At 64.9% G+C, this 14296-nt stretch carries 13 protein-coding genes and 5 pseudogenes; 6 read left to right on the plus strand and 12 right to left on the minus strand.

Going from position 1 to position 14296, the window contains the following annotated elements; genetic code table 11:
• Window positions 1–217: 217 nt before the first annotated feature.
• Window positions 218–1404 (minus strand): annotated as a pseudogene (locus ACSAGD_RS03115) (IS3 family transposase).
• A gap of 106 nt (window positions 1405–1510) precedes the next feature.
• On the opposite strand from ACSAGD_RS03115, the gene ACSAGD_RS03120 reads away from it, so the two are divergent.
• Complete coding sequence (locus tag ACSAGD_RS03120; protein ID WP_437584277.1) at window positions 1511–1750, plus strand: helix-turn-helix domain-containing protein; 240 nt, start codon at window positions 1511–1513, stop codon at window positions 1748–1750.
• A 19-nt stretch (window positions 1751–1769) separates the two neighbouring features.
• The gene (locus tag ACSAGD_RS03125; protein ID WP_437584278.1) at window positions 1770–2936 is read left to right on the plus strand and encodes a tyrosine-type recombinase/integrase; all 1167 of its coding nucleotides are present in this window, start codon (window positions 1770–1772) and stop codon (window positions 2934–2936) included.
• A gap of 71 nt (window positions 2937–3007) precedes the next feature.
• On the opposite strand, the gene ACSAGD_RS03130 is transcribed toward ACSAGD_RS03125, so the two are convergent.
• The 5 genes from ACSAGD_RS03130 to ACSAGD_RS03150 form a co-directional block, all read right to left on the minus strand.
• Window positions 3008–3274, minus strand: coding sequence for a hypothetical protein (locus ACSAGD_RS03130; RefSeq protein ID WP_437584279.1), 267 nt, complete (start codon window positions 3272–3274; stop codon window positions 3008–3010).
• 11 nt (window positions 3275–3285) lie between these two features.
• Complete coding sequence (locus ACSAGD_RS03135; protein ID WP_437584280.1) at window positions 3286–5028, minus strand: recombinase family protein; 1743 nt, start codon at window positions 5026–5028, stop codon at window positions 3286–3288.
• A gap of 188 nt (window positions 5029–5216) precedes the next feature.
• Window positions 5217–5633: a sulfate permease gene (locus tag ACSAGD_RS03140; RefSeq protein ID WP_420733714.1), complete on the minus strand. Its 417-nt coding sequence runs from the start codon at window positions 5631–5633 to the stop codon at window positions 5217–5219.
• A 210-nt stretch (window positions 5634–5843) separates the two neighbouring features.
• Entirely contained in the window at window positions 5844–6443 is a 600-nt protein-coding gene (locus ACSAGD_RS03145; RefSeq protein ID WP_420733713.1) for a hypothetical protein, read from the minus strand.
• Between the two features lie 13 nt (window positions 6444–6456).
• Entirely contained in the window at window positions 6457–6741 is a 285-nt protein-coding gene (locus ACSAGD_RS03150; RefSeq protein ID WP_437584281.1) for a hypothetical protein, read from the minus strand.
• A gap of 111 nt (window positions 6742–6852) precedes the next feature.
• Between ACSAGD_RS03150 and ACSAGD_RS03155 the strand changes: the two are divergent.
• From ACSAGD_RS03155 to ACSAGD_RS03165, 3 genes and pseudogenes are all read left to right on the plus strand, one after another.
• Window positions 6853–8039, plus strand: a pseudogene (locus ACSAGD_RS03155) (IS3 family transposase).
• Between the two features lie 34 nt (window positions 8040–8073).
• Window positions 8074–8667, plus strand: a pseudogene (locus ACSAGD_RS03160) (ribosomal RNA small subunit methyltransferase A); the annotation flags it as partial.
• Entirely contained in the window at window positions 8664–8885 is a 222-nt protein-coding gene (locus tag ACSAGD_RS03165; RefSeq protein ID WP_437584282.1) for an integrase core domain-containing protein, read from the plus strand. The pseudogene ACSAGD_RS03160 and the gene ACSAGD_RS03165, both read left to right, overlap by 4 nt.
• Here ACSAGD_RS03165 and ACSAGD_RS03170 read toward each other — a convergent pair.
• From ACSAGD_RS03170 to ACSAGD_RS03185, 4 genes are all read right to left on the minus strand, one after another.
• The gene (locus tag ACSAGD_RS03170) at window positions 8882–9859 is read right to left on the minus strand and encodes a ParB N-terminal domain-containing protein (protein WP_437584283.1); all 978 of its coding nucleotides are present in this window, start codon (window positions 9857–9859) and stop codon (window positions 8882–8884) included. The two genes, ACSAGD_RS03165 and ACSAGD_RS03170, sit on opposite strands and share 4 nt — an antisense overlap.
• On the minus strand, window positions 9856–10704 hold the full coding sequence (locus ACSAGD_RS03175; RefSeq protein WP_437584284.1) for a hypothetical protein: 849 nt from the start codon (window positions 10702–10704) through the stop codon (window positions 9856–9858). Before ACSAGD_RS03175 ends, ACSAGD_RS03170 begins: the two co-directional genes overlap by 4 nt.
• 91 nt (window positions 10705–10795) lie before the next feature.
• The gene (locus tag ACSAGD_RS03180; protein WP_437584285.1) at window positions 10796–11257 is read right to left on the minus strand and encodes a hypothetical protein; all 462 of its coding nucleotides are present in this window, start codon (window positions 11255–11257) and stop codon (window positions 10796–10798) included.
• Window positions 11254–11391 (minus strand): helix-turn-helix domain-containing protein, encoded by a 138-nt coding sequence (locus ACSAGD_RS03185; protein ID WP_437584286.1) that lies wholly within the window; start codon window positions 11389–11391, stop codon window positions 11254–11256. The genes ACSAGD_RS03180 and ACSAGD_RS03185 overlap by 4 nt, the downstream gene beginning before the upstream one ends.
• An 87-nt stretch (window positions 11392–11478) precedes the next feature.
• On the opposite strand from ACSAGD_RS03185, the pseudogene ACSAGD_RS03190 reads away from it, so the two are divergent.
• Window positions 11479–12665 (plus strand): annotated as a pseudogene (locus ACSAGD_RS03190) (IS3 family transposase).
• Between the two features lie 63 nt (window positions 12666–12728).
• On the opposite strand, the pseudogene ACSAGD_RS03195 reads toward ACSAGD_RS03190, so the two are convergent.
• Window positions 12729–13226: pseudogene (locus ACSAGD_RS03195) on the minus strand (DUF2637 domain-containing protein); the annotation flags it as partial.
• A complete protein-coding gene (locus ACSAGD_RS03200) occupies window positions 13226–14191 on the minus strand; it encodes a bifunctional DNA primase/polymerase (RefSeq protein WP_437584287.1) in 966 nt (321 codons plus the stop codon). The pseudogene ACSAGD_RS03195 and the gene ACSAGD_RS03200, both read right to left, overlap by 1 nt.
• Window positions 14192–14296 lie beyond the last annotated feature (105 nt).

A 14296-nucleotide genomic window follows, 5' to 3' on the forward strand; every position in this document is an offset into this window, starting at 1 on the left:
CAAGGGGTCGCAGGTTCAAATCCTGTCAGCCCGACCGAGAGGTCCCGGAAACTCAAGGGTTTCCGGGACTTTTTCTGTAGGTGGATGTGATCCGGTCATCGAAAACCCATCACTTTGACGCCCTCGCGGTCCGCTCGGGCCGCCGCGCTCCGGCAGGGGAGCGACCGTGCCGGTTGCTTCCGATTGGGACTGCTGAAGGTTTGGTTGACTCGTTTCCTTATGCCGCCAGTGTGACGGACGTCTTCATTATGCTCTCGAACTCGATGGGTGTCATCTTGCCCAGTCGGCGTTGTCGGCGTCTGCGGTGGTAGGTGCCCTCGATCCAGGCGACGATCGCCATTCGCAGGTGCTGCCGGGTGGCCCATTTCTGGGTATCGAGGATGTTCTTCTGCAGCAGGGCGAAGAACGATTCCATCGCTGCGTTGTCACCGGCCGCGGCGACTCGCCCCATGGATCCTTTGAGCTTGTGACGGGTGAGGGCGCGCCGGAATTTGCGGGATCGGAATTGAGATCCGCGATCCGAGTGAACCACAACACCGACGGGGTTCCCGCGGTGGGCGACAGCCATGTTCAGCGCGTTCACCGCAAGTCTGGCTTTCATGCGTTTATCGATCGAGTAGCCCACGATCCGGTTCGAGAACACGTCCTTGATCGCGCACAGATACAGCTTCCCCTCCGCCGTCTTATGCTCGGTGATATCCGTCAGCCAGAGCCTGTCCGGCTTCTCGGCGGTGAAGCGGCGTTCCACGAGATCGTCATGCACCGCAGGCCCTGGTTTGGAGTACTTGCGTTTCCGGGTCGTGAACACGCTTCTGATGCTGTTCTGCGAGCACACCCGCCACACACGCCGCTCCGACGCGGCGAACCCGTCAGCGGTCAGCTCGTCAGCGATGAACCGGTAACCGAAGCACAGGTCGTCCTCGTGCACGTCGAACGCGGCGTTGACCAGGTGGGCGTCGTCCCAGTCGCGCTGCGACACGGGCTCGGCGAGCCACTGGTAGTACGCCTGCTTGCTGAAGCCGAGGACCCCGCACGCCACCGCGACCGGCACCCGCAAAGGGGTGCCGGCCGCGGCAAGGTCGCGGACGAGCGGGAACATCATTTTTTCGGCATCGACCCGAGCTTCAGATTCGCCTGAGACAGATACGCCGCCGCGCGCCGCAGCACCTCGTTCTCCATCTCCAGCTCCTGGATCCGCTTCATCGCCTGCAGCATCTCCCGGCGGTCCTCCGGATCCGCCGACGGGGTGAACCCTCGGTCCTCGAGCTCAGCGTTCTTCACCCACACCTGCAACGCAGATTTCGAAACGCCCAGGTCACGAGCGACCTGCTTCTGCGTCATCCCCTGCGTAAGCACCAACGAGACAGCGTCCCGCTTGAACTCATCCGTGTACTTCGTCGGCATGACAGCCATCCTCCCAGCGCAACCTCAAAGATCACGCGGTCCAGGAGTCAACCAAACCTTCAGCAGTCCCCGATTCGTGGGTGGGAGCGAGTCGCACCTGTTCGGTATGGACACCGAACACAGCCCGACCGGCAACCCCTGGGGGCTGGAGCCCCTGCTCGACGTCGGCGAGCTCGCCGCCTACCTGGGCGTGCCCGTCTCCACGGTCTACGACTGGCGCACCCGCGGCCTCGGTCCGCGCGCGTACCGCTTCGGGAAGCACCTGAAGTTCGCGCTCTCGGACGTGCGGATCTGGATCGAGCAGCAACGCGACCCCGAACCGCCCGCGCCGGCGAACGGGCGGTGATCCGATGAGTCGGGAGCGTTTGACCATCGGCACCTTCGGGGAGATCGGCCACCTCGCGAGCCCCAACGGACGCGTCATGGCGCGCGCCCGCTACCGCGACTGGGACGGCAAGACTCGGCTCATCCAAGCCACCGGTGATACGCGGAAGTCCGCGGAGCGGGCGTTGAAGGCGAAACTCGCCAACCGGAGCCTGTTCCAGCCGTCGTCCTCGGCGCTCACCCCGGACAGCCCCTTCCCGGACCTGGTCGCGTACTGGCTCGAGGACCTCGAGCTCGAAGACCGGCTCTCCAAGCGAACCCTGCAGCTGTATGAGCGGAACATGCAGACCCTCGTCATGCCCGCCTTCGGGAACCTGACTCTGCGGGAGATCGGCGTCGCCCGCTGCGACCACTTCCTCAAGCAGCTCGCGAAGCAGAGCTACAACCGCGCCAAGCAGGCCCGCGTCGTGCTCCGGCTCGCACTCGGCCTCGCCGTCAGACATGAGGTGCTGCCGCGCAACCCGATGGACCACGTCTCTCGGTTGCACCGTCCGGCATCGGCCCCCAACGCGCTGACACCAGCGGAGGTGAACGCGATCCGTGCCGCGATCGCGTTCTGGGAGGCCGGACGCTCGATCTCCGGGCCGAAGCCCGACGGACAGCTCGGCGAGATCGTCGAGGTCATGCTCGGCACCTCCGCCCGCATCGGCGAAGTCCTCGCCATCCGACGCCGCGACATCGACGTCACCAGCCCGACCCCATCCATCCGGATCACCGGCACGATCGTCAGCCACCGCGGCGAGCCGACCATACGACAGGACCACCCGAAGACAGCGAAGTCCAGGCGTAAGGTCGCGATCCCGTCGTTCACCGCAGAAGCTGTGAGGCGCCGCATGACACGGCTGGAAGACTCGTCGCTCGACGCCCTGCTGTTCTGCAGCCGCGAGGGAACGCCGCTGACGACGAACAACGTGCGCCGCCAGCTCCGACATGTGCTCGACCTGGTGGGAATCGCCGGGATCACGCCGCACATGTTCCGCCGCACGGTCGCGACCGCGATCAACGAGCAGGGCGGCGTCGAACTCGCTGCCGAACTGCTCGGCCACACGGACCCGAAGATCACGATCCGTCACTACATCCGCCGCAACGAGATGGTGAACCCCGCGACCGCCGAGATGTTGGATCGTGTCTTCTCAAGGGAAGAATGAGGAATGCTCTCCACCGCGGTGCTCAGAGTGGGGAACGCCATACGGCGGAGTGGTCGGAGGATCGGATGGCGTCACTGCTCGGAACGCTCAGGACTCGCCATATAAGTGAGCACTGCCTGCAACTCGGCGACGACCTGATCAGGCGCGAACCCGTCTGCGCTATTGATGCTCTCCCAGAACCGGTCGTATGCCTCGGTCGCGCACTTCAGGAAGCTCCAGAGCGCAGGGGCCTCCTGTGCCGCTGCGGTGAGGAAGTCCGCCCAGCGATCGCGGTCCTCGAGGAGATACGCGAATCCTCGCACTGTGTGGAGCCGAGCCTCATCAGTTTCGAAACGCATGTTGCTTCTCCTTAGATCATCGGGCGGGTCTTGCTCATGCCCTTCACGACAGGTGCGCGCCGCCACCCCAAAGTTGTGACGGAAGCGGTGAGGGCGCCACGATCCGCTGCGCGGGACGAATGAGGCTGATGGCTCGCGAGCGGCGCCAGGTAGCGATGGGTGGGCGAGGTTCGCAGTGAAAAGGTCAGGGGTTCGAATCCCCTTAGGTCCACAATTGAAGACGTACTAGAACTCCTGACATCGGTTGATGCGGGTTCTGGTGTGAGGGCGGCGAAGGGCTCAGCGAGTCGGATCGTCGCCCTTTCGTCTTCGCTGATGTCGATGCCGTTGGTGAGTGCTTGGTTGGCGAGCCGTTTGCCTTGGTCGTTGGTGCGCGCGTAGAGGGTCGCACAGTCGATCAGCAGGCTGAGTGCGGTGCTCAGTTGTTTGCGTGCCCCGGTGTGGTGATCGTGTTCACTGGCGAGCCTGCGATCGATGTCGGCGAGCCCGGCGCGGATGCGGTCCTGGTGGCGCTTCAAGGTCTCCAGGTCGATGGCGTCGGCGAAGTGCGCGGCCAGGAGCTTGTCGCTCTCGGTCTGGAGCCTCTTGCGGTTCTCAGTCAACTCGGCCAGTTCCTGGGAGCGGGAGGCCAGGCGTTCGTCGAACGCCGCCTCGACTTGCGCGGCGAGGGCGGCGTACTCGTCTTCGGTGATGGCGATGTCGCGGTAACAGTCGGCCACGAGTTGCTCGGCGACCCCGATGGGGACGGCCCGGCGGGTGCAGTCCTTGCGTTTGGAGGCGCGACCGGAACAGACGTAGTAGCCATAGCGGACGCCTTGCTTGTTGGCCGGGTAGTCCAGTTGCATCCGTGATCCGCAGGAACCGCAGAAGAGGGAGCCTTTGAGGTAGTGATCGTGTGAGCGTCGCCGTTCGGAAGCGATCTTGCGGGTGTTCAGGAGCCGTTGGACGTGCTGCCAGGTGTCGATGTCGATCAGGGGTTCATGGGTGCCGGGCTGTTCGGCGCCTTTGTAGCGGACGATTCCGATGTAGTAAGGGTTACGCAGGATCTTGAAGAATCCTGATCGTGCCATTGGCCCGGAGGGGCGCTTGGGTGTGGGCACAGTGGTGAGGCCGCGTGCAGTGACCTCGGCGAGCAGGTCGACGACGGTGCGGTCACCGGTGGCGTACTGCTCGAACACCCACCGGATGAGTGGTGCGCGTTCGGGGTCGATCTCCACGGTGCGGTACTCGCGGCCCTGTTCGTCGCGTTTGCGGACGTTGAGGTAGCCGATGGGTGCACGCATGGGCGTGCCGCCGGTCTCAAACTTCTGCGTCAGGCCCTTGGTGACCTCGGTGGCAAGGTTCTTGGAGTAGAACTCCGCGATCGACGACATGATCCCGTGCAGCAGCATCCCCGAGGGCGTCTCGTCGATGTTCTCAGTGGCTGAGACCAGCGTGACCCCGGCTTCGACGAGGCGGCGGTGGATCTCCACATCGTCGACTCGGTTGCGGGCGAGGCGGTCGACTTTGTGCACGATACAGTAGCTGACCTGATGGGTTGCGATGTATTCGAGCATCCGTTGCAGGTCGGGCCGGTCAGCAGAGCGGGCAGATTCTCCGGCATCGACGAACTCCGCCACGACCCGCGCGCCGAGAGACTCGGCTTTGCGGGCGTTGGCCTCACGTTGGGCGGGGATCGAGAACCCCTCGTCGCGTCCACCCTTCGCCGCCTGTTCTTTCGTTGAGACCCGCTGATAGGTGACTGCCGTGAACACGGGGGCGGAGTCGGTCTCAGTGTGCGGGGCTAGGAGTGTCATCGTGATCTGTTCCTTGCTCATCTGCCGGAGCAGATGGTGATGCGTCGTGGATGCTCGGAGCGCCGATGCGGCGCTGGCGTTCATCGAGTTCGTGGACGTGGAGTTCGTCGGCGAGGTGCAGCACAAGGTCGACCAGCCGGGCGCGATCAGGTGCGGAGCGCACCCGAGGTTCGGCCGAGATACGCCGCCCCGTGTTCGTTGTCCGGTAGTGCCTCATGCCCTACAGGTGCGCTCGGTGCCTGCTGGCGCAGGTGGTCATGCTTTCGTTCACGGCGACGGACGCTAATGAGTCGGGCGGCTGTGATGGGGCCGTTGATGAGGAACTTGAACGCGTTGATGATGCACAGCAGCACGATCAGGTGCAGCCAGCCGGGGCCTCCATCGGCGATGAGAGTGGTGCACCAGTAGGCGGTCGCGAAGTAGCCGGCTGAGAGCAGCATGGCCGGGATGCCCCAGCGCAGCCTTCGCCTGGTGCGCAGTGCGTCGAGCAGAATGTTGGTTGGCATCCAGACGCGCATAAAGGTGCGGATGCGGGTGCTGGTGTTCCAGATCAGTCGGAGCATGACGGAGTCCTCCCAAGCGGCGACGCCTTGATGGGATGGACTCACCTGGGCGGTGTGCCCGGCTCGTCATGCCGCCTCCACGGAGGGTGACGGCCTAGCTGATGTGATGTCGCCTGTTCCCTTGATTCTACCGGGTCAGCTGACGCTCGGGAAGGGCATGAGTGTGGGGTCGAGCTGTGTGGCTCGACCCCACGAGTGTTCTTTGGAGGTTCAGGCGAGTTCGCCGGTGTCAGGGTTGAGGCTGGCGTAGAAGTCGTGTTCGATCTGTCGGCGGCGTTCGACGTCGGCGATGACGAACGCCACAAAGTCCTCGTCACGGTTCTCGATGGGGGTGTCTTCGATGGGTGCGGCGTCGTCCTCTCCTGGCCAGATTGTCTGGCGAGTGGGCCGGTCCCGGTCGAGCCGGGTGCCGCTGGCGGCGACCCAATCGCGCAGTCGTTGTCTGGTGTCGGCGAAGTCACGATGCCAGCCGATCGGTGCCGAACCGTTTTGTTGCGGATCGAAGGCGTTGAGCCAGTGGGTGTGGAGTGCGGAGAGTTCCCAGTGCAGCTCGGGGTGCCGATGCCACATCGGAGGAATCACCGAGGTGGGCAGCCCGTAGGTGCTGCGCAGCCAGTTCACCCACTGGTTCAGCTCCAACCATGCATGCTCTGCCTCATCAGCGGTCAGGAGGTTCCAGTTGATCGGGCCGGGCGGTTCCTCCAGCACCGGTCCGAGGTCACCGTGCGGCTCAGGCGTCGATGCGGGGTCGAGATCGGGGTCTGGCCGGTCGTCGGGCTCTTCAGCTGGTGCGCGAGTGTAATCGCTCATGATCTGATCCGGTTCAGCGGCCAAGCGTCGCAGGCTCGTGGGCTTGCGAGGACTGCTCGGGCCGTTCGAATGCCTGGTTGCGGTCAACGCCGGGCGCGTCTCGCCCCGGGCCGGGGCGCGGTTCGCGTTCGATGCTCAGTCGTGTGCTGACCGGGTTCGGGGTGAGGGTGTTGGCGCGGAACTCTTCGCGTTCGGCCCCGGTGGTGGGGTCGGTGAACTTCTCGAACCGTCCGGTGGCGATGAAGTCGTCGCCCTTCTTGAACAGGTCCATCGCTGCTTCGGCGGCCTTGTAGCGCACCGCGAGGTCGTGGAACGTCCGGTCGGTCTTGGTGAAGGTGCGGGACTGCTGAAGGTTTGGTTGACTCCTGGACCGCGTGATCTTTGAGGTTGCGCTGGGAGGATGGCTGTCATGCCGACGAAGTACACGGATGAGTTCAAGCGGGACGCTGTCTCGTTGGTGCTTACGCAGGGGATGACGCAGAAGCAGGTCGCTCGTGACCTGGGCGTTTCGAAATCTGCGTTGCAGGTGTGGGTGAAGAACGCTGAGCTCGAGGACCGAGGGTTCACCCCGTCGGCGGATCCGGAGGACCGCCGGGAGATGCTGCAGGCGATGAAGCGGATCCAGGAGCTGGAGATGGAGAACGAGGTGCTGCGGCGCGCGGCGGCGTATCTGTCTCAGGCGAATCTGAAGCTCGGGTCGATGCCGAAAAAATGATGTTCCCGCTCGTCCGCGACCTTGCCGCGGCCGGCACCCCTTTGCGGGTGCCGGTCGCGGTGGCGTGCGGGGTCCTCGGCTTCAGCAAGCAGGCGTACTACCAGTGGCTCGCCGAGCCCGTGTCGCAGCGCGACTGGGACGACGCCCACCTGGTCAACGCCGCGTTCGACGTGCACGAGGACGACCTGTGCTTCGGTTACCGGTTCATCGCTGACGAGCTGACCGCTGACGGGTTCGCCGCGTCGGAGCGGCGTGTGTGGCGGGTGTGCTCGCAGAACAGCATCAGAAGCGTGTTCACGACCCGGAAACGCAAGTACTCCAAACCAGGGCCTGCGGTGCATGACGATCTCGTGGAACGCCGCTTCACCGCCGAGAAGCCGGACAGGCTCTGGCTGACGGATATCACCGAGCATAAGACGGCGGAGGGGAAGCTGTATCTGTGCGCGATCAAGGACGTGTTCTCGAACCGGATCGTGGGCTACTCGATCGATAAACGCATGAAAGCCAGACTTGCGGTGAACGCGCTGAACATGGCTGTCGCCCACCGCGGGAACCCCGTCGGTGTTGTGGTTCACTCGGATCGCGGATCTCAATTCCGATCCCGCAAATTCCGGCGCGCCCTCACCCGTCACAAGCTCAAAGGATCCATGGGGCGAGTCGCCGCGGCCGGTGACAACGCAGCGATGGAATCGTTCTTCGCCCTGCTGCAGAAGAACATCCTCGATACCCAGAAATGGGCCACCCGGCAGCACCTGCGAATGGCGATCGTCGCCTGGATCGAGGGCACCTACCACCGCAGACGCCGACAACGCCGACTGGGCAAGATGACACCCATCGAGTTCGAGAGCATAATGAAGACGTCCGTCACACTGGCGGCATAAGGAAACGAGTCAACCAAACCTTCAGCAGTCCCCCAATGCGGATTTCCTCGACTGGCCACTGCCGAGTCACCCGCATGTGGTGGTCGGCAACGTACCGTTCCACCTGACCACAGCCATCCTCCGCAAGTTGCTACACGATGAGAATTGGACCCAGGTGGTTCTGCTCGTGCAATGGGAAGTAGCTCGCCGGCGTGCTGGTGTTGGCGGTAGCAGCATGATGACCGTGCAGTGGTGGCCCTGGATCGATTTCGGTATGCATGGCCGGGTGCCACGAACGGCGTTCCAGCCAGCCCCGAGCGTGGACGGTGGCCTCTTGACGATGACTCGTCGCCCGCAGCCGTTACTTAGCCTGGACGCAAAAAAGGCTTACCGCCAGTTCGTCCACGATGTGTTCACCGGCAGAGGCCGGGGCATAGCAGAGATCTTAACGAATGTAGTCGGCTCGCTAGGCCGAAACGGAGTGCAGCAGTTGTTGAGGGACGAGGGGGTCTCTCCCTCTTCCCTGCCTAAAGACCTCTTAGCAGAACACTGGGCTCGCCTCTTTGTCGGGACGTCGCCCAGGACGAGTGTCAAGACCGGAAAGAACTCACGCCCCACCCACTCCACACGGGGGCGGCGAGGCCGATGAACCACGCTCACAACGGAAAAGTGGAGCGCTACCAGCGAATCCTGGCCGAGGGATTGCTCTACGCCCGCGAGTTCGACAGCAAAGACGAGCGCTCTGTCGCGATCGGTGTCTGGAACATCCACTACAACTACCACCGCCGCCACAGCAGAGGTGGTGGACTCTCATCAGCATCTCAACTGGATAACGTCGTAATAAACCTTCGGACTTCATACAGCTAGAGCGCCCGCAAGTGCCTGCGCGGGTTGCTCAGCGACTGCCGCGCCGCGCGCAGTTCGTCGGCGAACGCGCTGGTGCTGTCAGCGGTCGCCAGGAACGAGGCGATCTGCTCATCGGTGAGGTCGTTCGCCAGCACCCCGGCGTCGTAATGCGTCCACCAGTCGGCAAGTTCCGTCCAAGTGGCGACGAATGCGCGTACCGGCCACCGCGCAGCATCGGGCCCTGTGGAGGTGACCGGCGCGGGCATGGTCTGCGCCGCCTGCGTGCGCGCGACAGCCTCTCGTGCGAGTGCCTCCAGATCGGTGTTATCGCCTGTAGTTTCGGCGACGGTGGCACGGATGCGCTCGTACCCGGGATGCACAGGGCTACCGGCGTCGATACGTTCGAGTTCGGTAGCCGCGTCGCCGCGCACGGTGGCGGGCACGTCCGGGTTGTCGATGACCTGCCGCAGGTAGTTGATCTTGTCGAGCGTCTTGTACGACGCACCGCCAGGGATCATCGCAGCGGCTTGCTCGCTGGCGCGGCCCGTGGTCTCGGACGGTGCGAGAAAGTTTCCCGCACCGTCGTTTCCGGGTTGGTTCTCCGCGCTGAATCGTGTTGCTGCCTGCCTGCGCGCGGCGTCTTCGGACATGAGGGTTTTCAGCTCGCGGTAGAGCGCAGCTGCCTCGACTGGGGTGAGGGCCTTGTGGAGCAGGTTGTCGTCTTGCTCGGCCAGCAGGTGCCCGAGCCTGCCTGAGATGCCCGAGCGCACCCATACGTTCACCGTGCGCCAGCCGAGCAGCTTGATCGCGGCCAGCCGCCGAGCGCCGCACACCAGTACCCCGTCGATGGTGACCGTTAACGGTTGCAGGAGTCCGTCGCGGGCGATGGACTCGGCCAACGCGTCTAGGTTGCCCAGGTCGCTACGGTGTCGGTTGCCGACGATGATCGAGTCGACCGTGCGATCCAGTTCGATGTGTCCGGTGCGCCTGCTCATGACCGGCCCCCGCGTTTCGGGGCCGCGAGGGAGATCATCAGCACGAGATCGTCGTCGCGCAGCAGCGCGCGCAGGCTCTCGCCGATCAGCAGCCTGAGCAGGATGCCGCGCCCGGCGGCGGTCACGGCGTAGGCCGGGCTGGGGTGCCCGAGTAGCGCTTTCAGCAGTGCCGTCCAAGCGGTGCCGTTCACGTCCAGCAGGGCGCGGGCGTGCTTGTCACGACGTAGCGTTTCATAGGCGCTCTGGCGGCTCCCCGCACCGGCCAGAGCCTGGCAGACGTGCTCGACCCCGGCGCGTGCGATGTGCGGGGGCCAACCCAGCAGCGTGAACAACGCGATCGCGTCCTCCACCGCCGATCCTGCCGAGCAGCACGCCGTGGCACTGACCGGTTCGTCGGGGCCGGTTGGGTCGGGGTCGGTGACGTGGAATGCGGAGTGATAGTCCGTCAGCGGGTTCTCCCGATCTGACAGCCGCTCGGCGTCGTGGAACGCGGAGATGTGTGGGCGTCGGGCTTGATGCACCGAACACAGCAGGCCTTGACCGCGTTCCTCCGCGATGCAGGTGATGCGCACCGCGTGGGTCACCACGCCCCAGGGGTCATTCGCGGTACGCGCGGCCTTCGTGCGCATCACGTCGAATGCGGCTGAAGCTGCCTCCCAGGGGTCGAGGCCGTGCTTGCGGGCCAGCGCCCCGTACTTTTCGGCGGCGTAGGCCATCAGGTCAGCGGCGACCGGATCGGATTGCCACGCGCCGGGGCCGCTCTCGTGCAGCCGGTTCAGCAGGGAACGCAAGCCCTCGCTGCGAGTGAAGTCTTCCGGTTCACGGAAGGTCGTGCGGGTTGTCATGATGGCACCTCCTGGTAGCGAGGTGCACGCAGCGGGCATCTGCGTTGGGGGTGGTCGGGCGTTCGTTGTCGAGTCATCGGTGATCACCGCTTCACGACTTCCCGACCGCAGTGCGCGTCGGAGCGTGGTGTCGGGCACTGTGCCCGAACGCCGACAGCGGGGACAGCTGTCTGGCTCGGTCGCCGAGGTTCCTCAGCCCGTCCGCCAATGGCGCGCGGGCCTTGCGCGACATCTCGACCTCCATGTCGATGCCCCGCCCGGCCAATGACGCAGTATTGCGGGCGATCAGATCGGTGGGCCGCACCCACTCGACCCCGCGCGCCCGGTGATCCTCGAACTTCCGCTCGACCGTCGCCGCCTCAGCTGCATCGCTGAGCTCGTCAGTCGCGGCGGTTTCGACCGTGTTGTCCTTGCGTTTGGTGGCGTCGGCAGCGGCGACCGCCTCGGGCACCTGCCGCACTTCGCGGTGGTCTTCCGGCATGTCTGGTTTGGGCCCATCCTCGACGCGCACCTCCTCGTACGCTCGTGCCTGCTCTTGCGGGTCGATGTTCATGGTGTTGTCTCCATTCCTGTGGTGGTTTCCGGTTCTTCGACTGGCGGGGTGAACCAACGGCCCACGGTCGAGGGATGCACTTGCAACTCGTCGGCGATTGCCTTGTTCGACCAGCCGGCCTCCCGAAGCTGCATGGCGCGCTCACGCCGACGGGACTGCTGAAGGTTTGGTTGACTCCTGGACCGCGTGATCTTTGAGGTTGCGCTGGGAGGATGGCTGTCATGCCGACGAAGTACACGGATGAGTTCAAGCGGGACGCTGTCTCGTTGGTGCTTACGCAGGGGATGACGCAGAAGCAGGTCGCTCGTGACCTGGGCGTTTCGAAATCTGCGTTGCAGGTGTGGGTGAAGAACGCTGAGCTCGAGGACCGAGGGTTCACCCCGTCGGCGGATCCGGAGGACCGCCGGGAGATGCTGCAGGCGATGAAGCGGATCCAGGAGCTGGAGATGGAGAACGAGGTGCTGCGGCGCGCGGCGGCGTATCTGTCTCAGGCGAATCTGAAGCTCGGGTCGATGCCGAAAAAATGATGTTCCCGCTCGTCCGCGACCTTGCCGCGGCCGGCACCCCTTTGCGGGTGCCGGTCGCGGTGGCGTGCGGGGTCCTCGGCTTCAGCAAGCAGGCGTACTACCAGTGGCTCGCCGAGCCCGTGTCGCAGCGCGACTGGGACGACGCCCACCTGGTCAACGCCGCGTTCGACGTGCACGAGGACGACCTGTGCTTCGGTTACCGGTTCATCGCTGACGAGCTGACCGCTGACGGGTTCGCCGCGTCGGAGCGGCGTGTGTGGCGGGTGTGCTCGCAGAACAGCATCAGAAGCGTGTTCACGACCCGGAAACGCAAGTACTCCAAACCAGGGCCTGCGGTGCATGACGATCTCGTGGAACGCCGCTTCACCGCCGAGAAGCCGGACAGGCTCTGGCTGACGGATATCACCGAGCATAAGACGGCGGAGGGGAAGCTGTATCTGTGCGCGATCAAGGACGTGTTCTCGAACCGGATCGTGGGCTACTCGATCGATAAACGCATGAAAGCCAGACTTGCGGTGAACGCGCTGAACATGGCTGTCGCCCACCGCGGGAACCCCGTCGGTGTTGTGGTTCACTCGGATCGCGGATCTCAATTCCGATCCCGCAAATTCCGGCGCGCCCTCACCCGTCACAAGCTCAAAGGATCCATGGGGCGAGTCGCCGCGGCCGGTGACAACGCAGCGATGGAATCGTTCTTCGCCCTGCTGCAGAAGAACATCCTCGATACCCAGAAATGGGCCACCCGGCAGCACCTGCGAATGGCGATCGTCGCCTGGATCGAGGGCACCTACCACCGCAGACGCCGACAACGCCGACTGGGCAAGATGACACCCATCGAGTTCGAGAGCATAATGAAGACGTCCGTCACACTGGCGGCATAAGGAAACGAGTCAACCAAACCTTCAGCAGTCCCAACCAAGCACCAGCTCGGCCTCCGGCTTGGCGTCGGGTTTGGACTCGAACTCGGGTGCTGGGTTTGCCTCGGCTGCGGCTGGTAGCTCGCCGAGTATCTGAGCCGTGCTGCTTCGCGGGACGGTGGCCGAGCGTGTGAGGACGACGGTGAGGTGCGTGCTGGCCAGTAGCACCAGTGGCGGCACCGCCGCGACCGTCGCGGCGAGCATGCCGGGCACGCTGGCGTCGGCAGCAACGACCGCGTGCAGCGCGTTCGCGGCCACAGACACGAGCGCCCCGCAGATCAGTAGCGCCCATGGGTACCAGGCACCTCGGCGACCATCGAGCGCGACGACCGCGATTGTCGAGACCACGATCAGCCCGTCGACCAGCAGTGGCCAGATCCACGCCTGCCCCGAAGCGATACCCGACCGGGCGGCGAGGTCGGCGAGTGCCATGAACGAGAGCCAGAACGCGCCAATGCCGATCAAGACCGTGCCGGTAGCAGCAGTCACCACCGCCCAACCCCAGGCCGGACGTCGCGTGCTCATCACAGCCCCCGACCACTCGCCGAGGCAACAACCGGCAACTCGTCACGAGCAATAGCCGTCTGGCGTACCGGGGCGCGACGACGCGGCCCGTAGGTGCTGACGTGGCGATACGCCGAACCGACCGTCCGGGTGATCTCGTGCTCGCCCAGCCCGGACTGGCTCGCGGCCAGGCCGAGCGCATCGAGTGCTTCGCTGGGTGAGTGACCGTGCTCGGCCATGCGGCATGCGGCTTTGAACAGCCCGAGGTTGCGTTCGCCCTCGGGCCGGTTCGCGACGTGTGAGGCAAGCCGGGCAACATCCAGCGGCCAGCCACCCGGCGGTGCGGCCACAGTGGTGTACTTCGGGCGCGGATCGAAGAAGTGGCGCAGCCGCTGCGCGTCCAGGCGCGCGACCGGGCCAGCGGCCACGCTCTCGACCCGGTACGGCATCCGACGGCCGTCGACCATGCGCTGCGAGGGCGGCACGATGATGTAGCCGCCATCGCCCCGAAAGTCGATACCCGCCCGGCCTACCTGCCACGACCGCTGCTCATGCTCCGCAACTGCGGAGAAGTACAGATGTCTGCCGCCGGTCGGCGTCGTCACGACGGCCAACGGTTCCGGCAACACCTCCGAGCGCGCCGCGTTTCTAGCCGCGACGTACCCATCGACCTTGTGCACGTCGATGTCGACGACGACCAGCCCTGAGGCCGCACCGGTCGGGATGGCAAGGTTCGCAGCCGGTCGCTGCCGCCACCACGACACCACCTGAGCGGCGTCGGTGGTCGCCTCGTGGAAGCCACGGGTGGTTATCGGGCGTTTCCCGCCCGGCACACACGGAAACACCGGCACACCGAGCTGTGCCAGCTCGCGCGCGGCGAGAGGTAGCGGCACGCCTTCGCCGAGCCTGGAGAAGATCACAGCGACCGCCGAGCCTCGGCGTGCAATCACATCCAGCGCCGCATCAGCGTCGTGTACCTCAGCCATCGTCTGACCTCCTTCCGTCCGAGGCCACTCATCAGCGAGTAGCCGTACGACCGTGAGGTACGTCGGGAGGATCAAGAAGGGGAGACGGACAAGTAGACGAGACAG

It is taken from the genome of Paramicrobacterium salitolerans (assembly GCF_051513965.1).
Taxonomy (GTDB): Bacteria; Actinomycetota; Actinomycetes; order Actinomycetales; family Microbacteriaceae; genus Paramicrobacterium.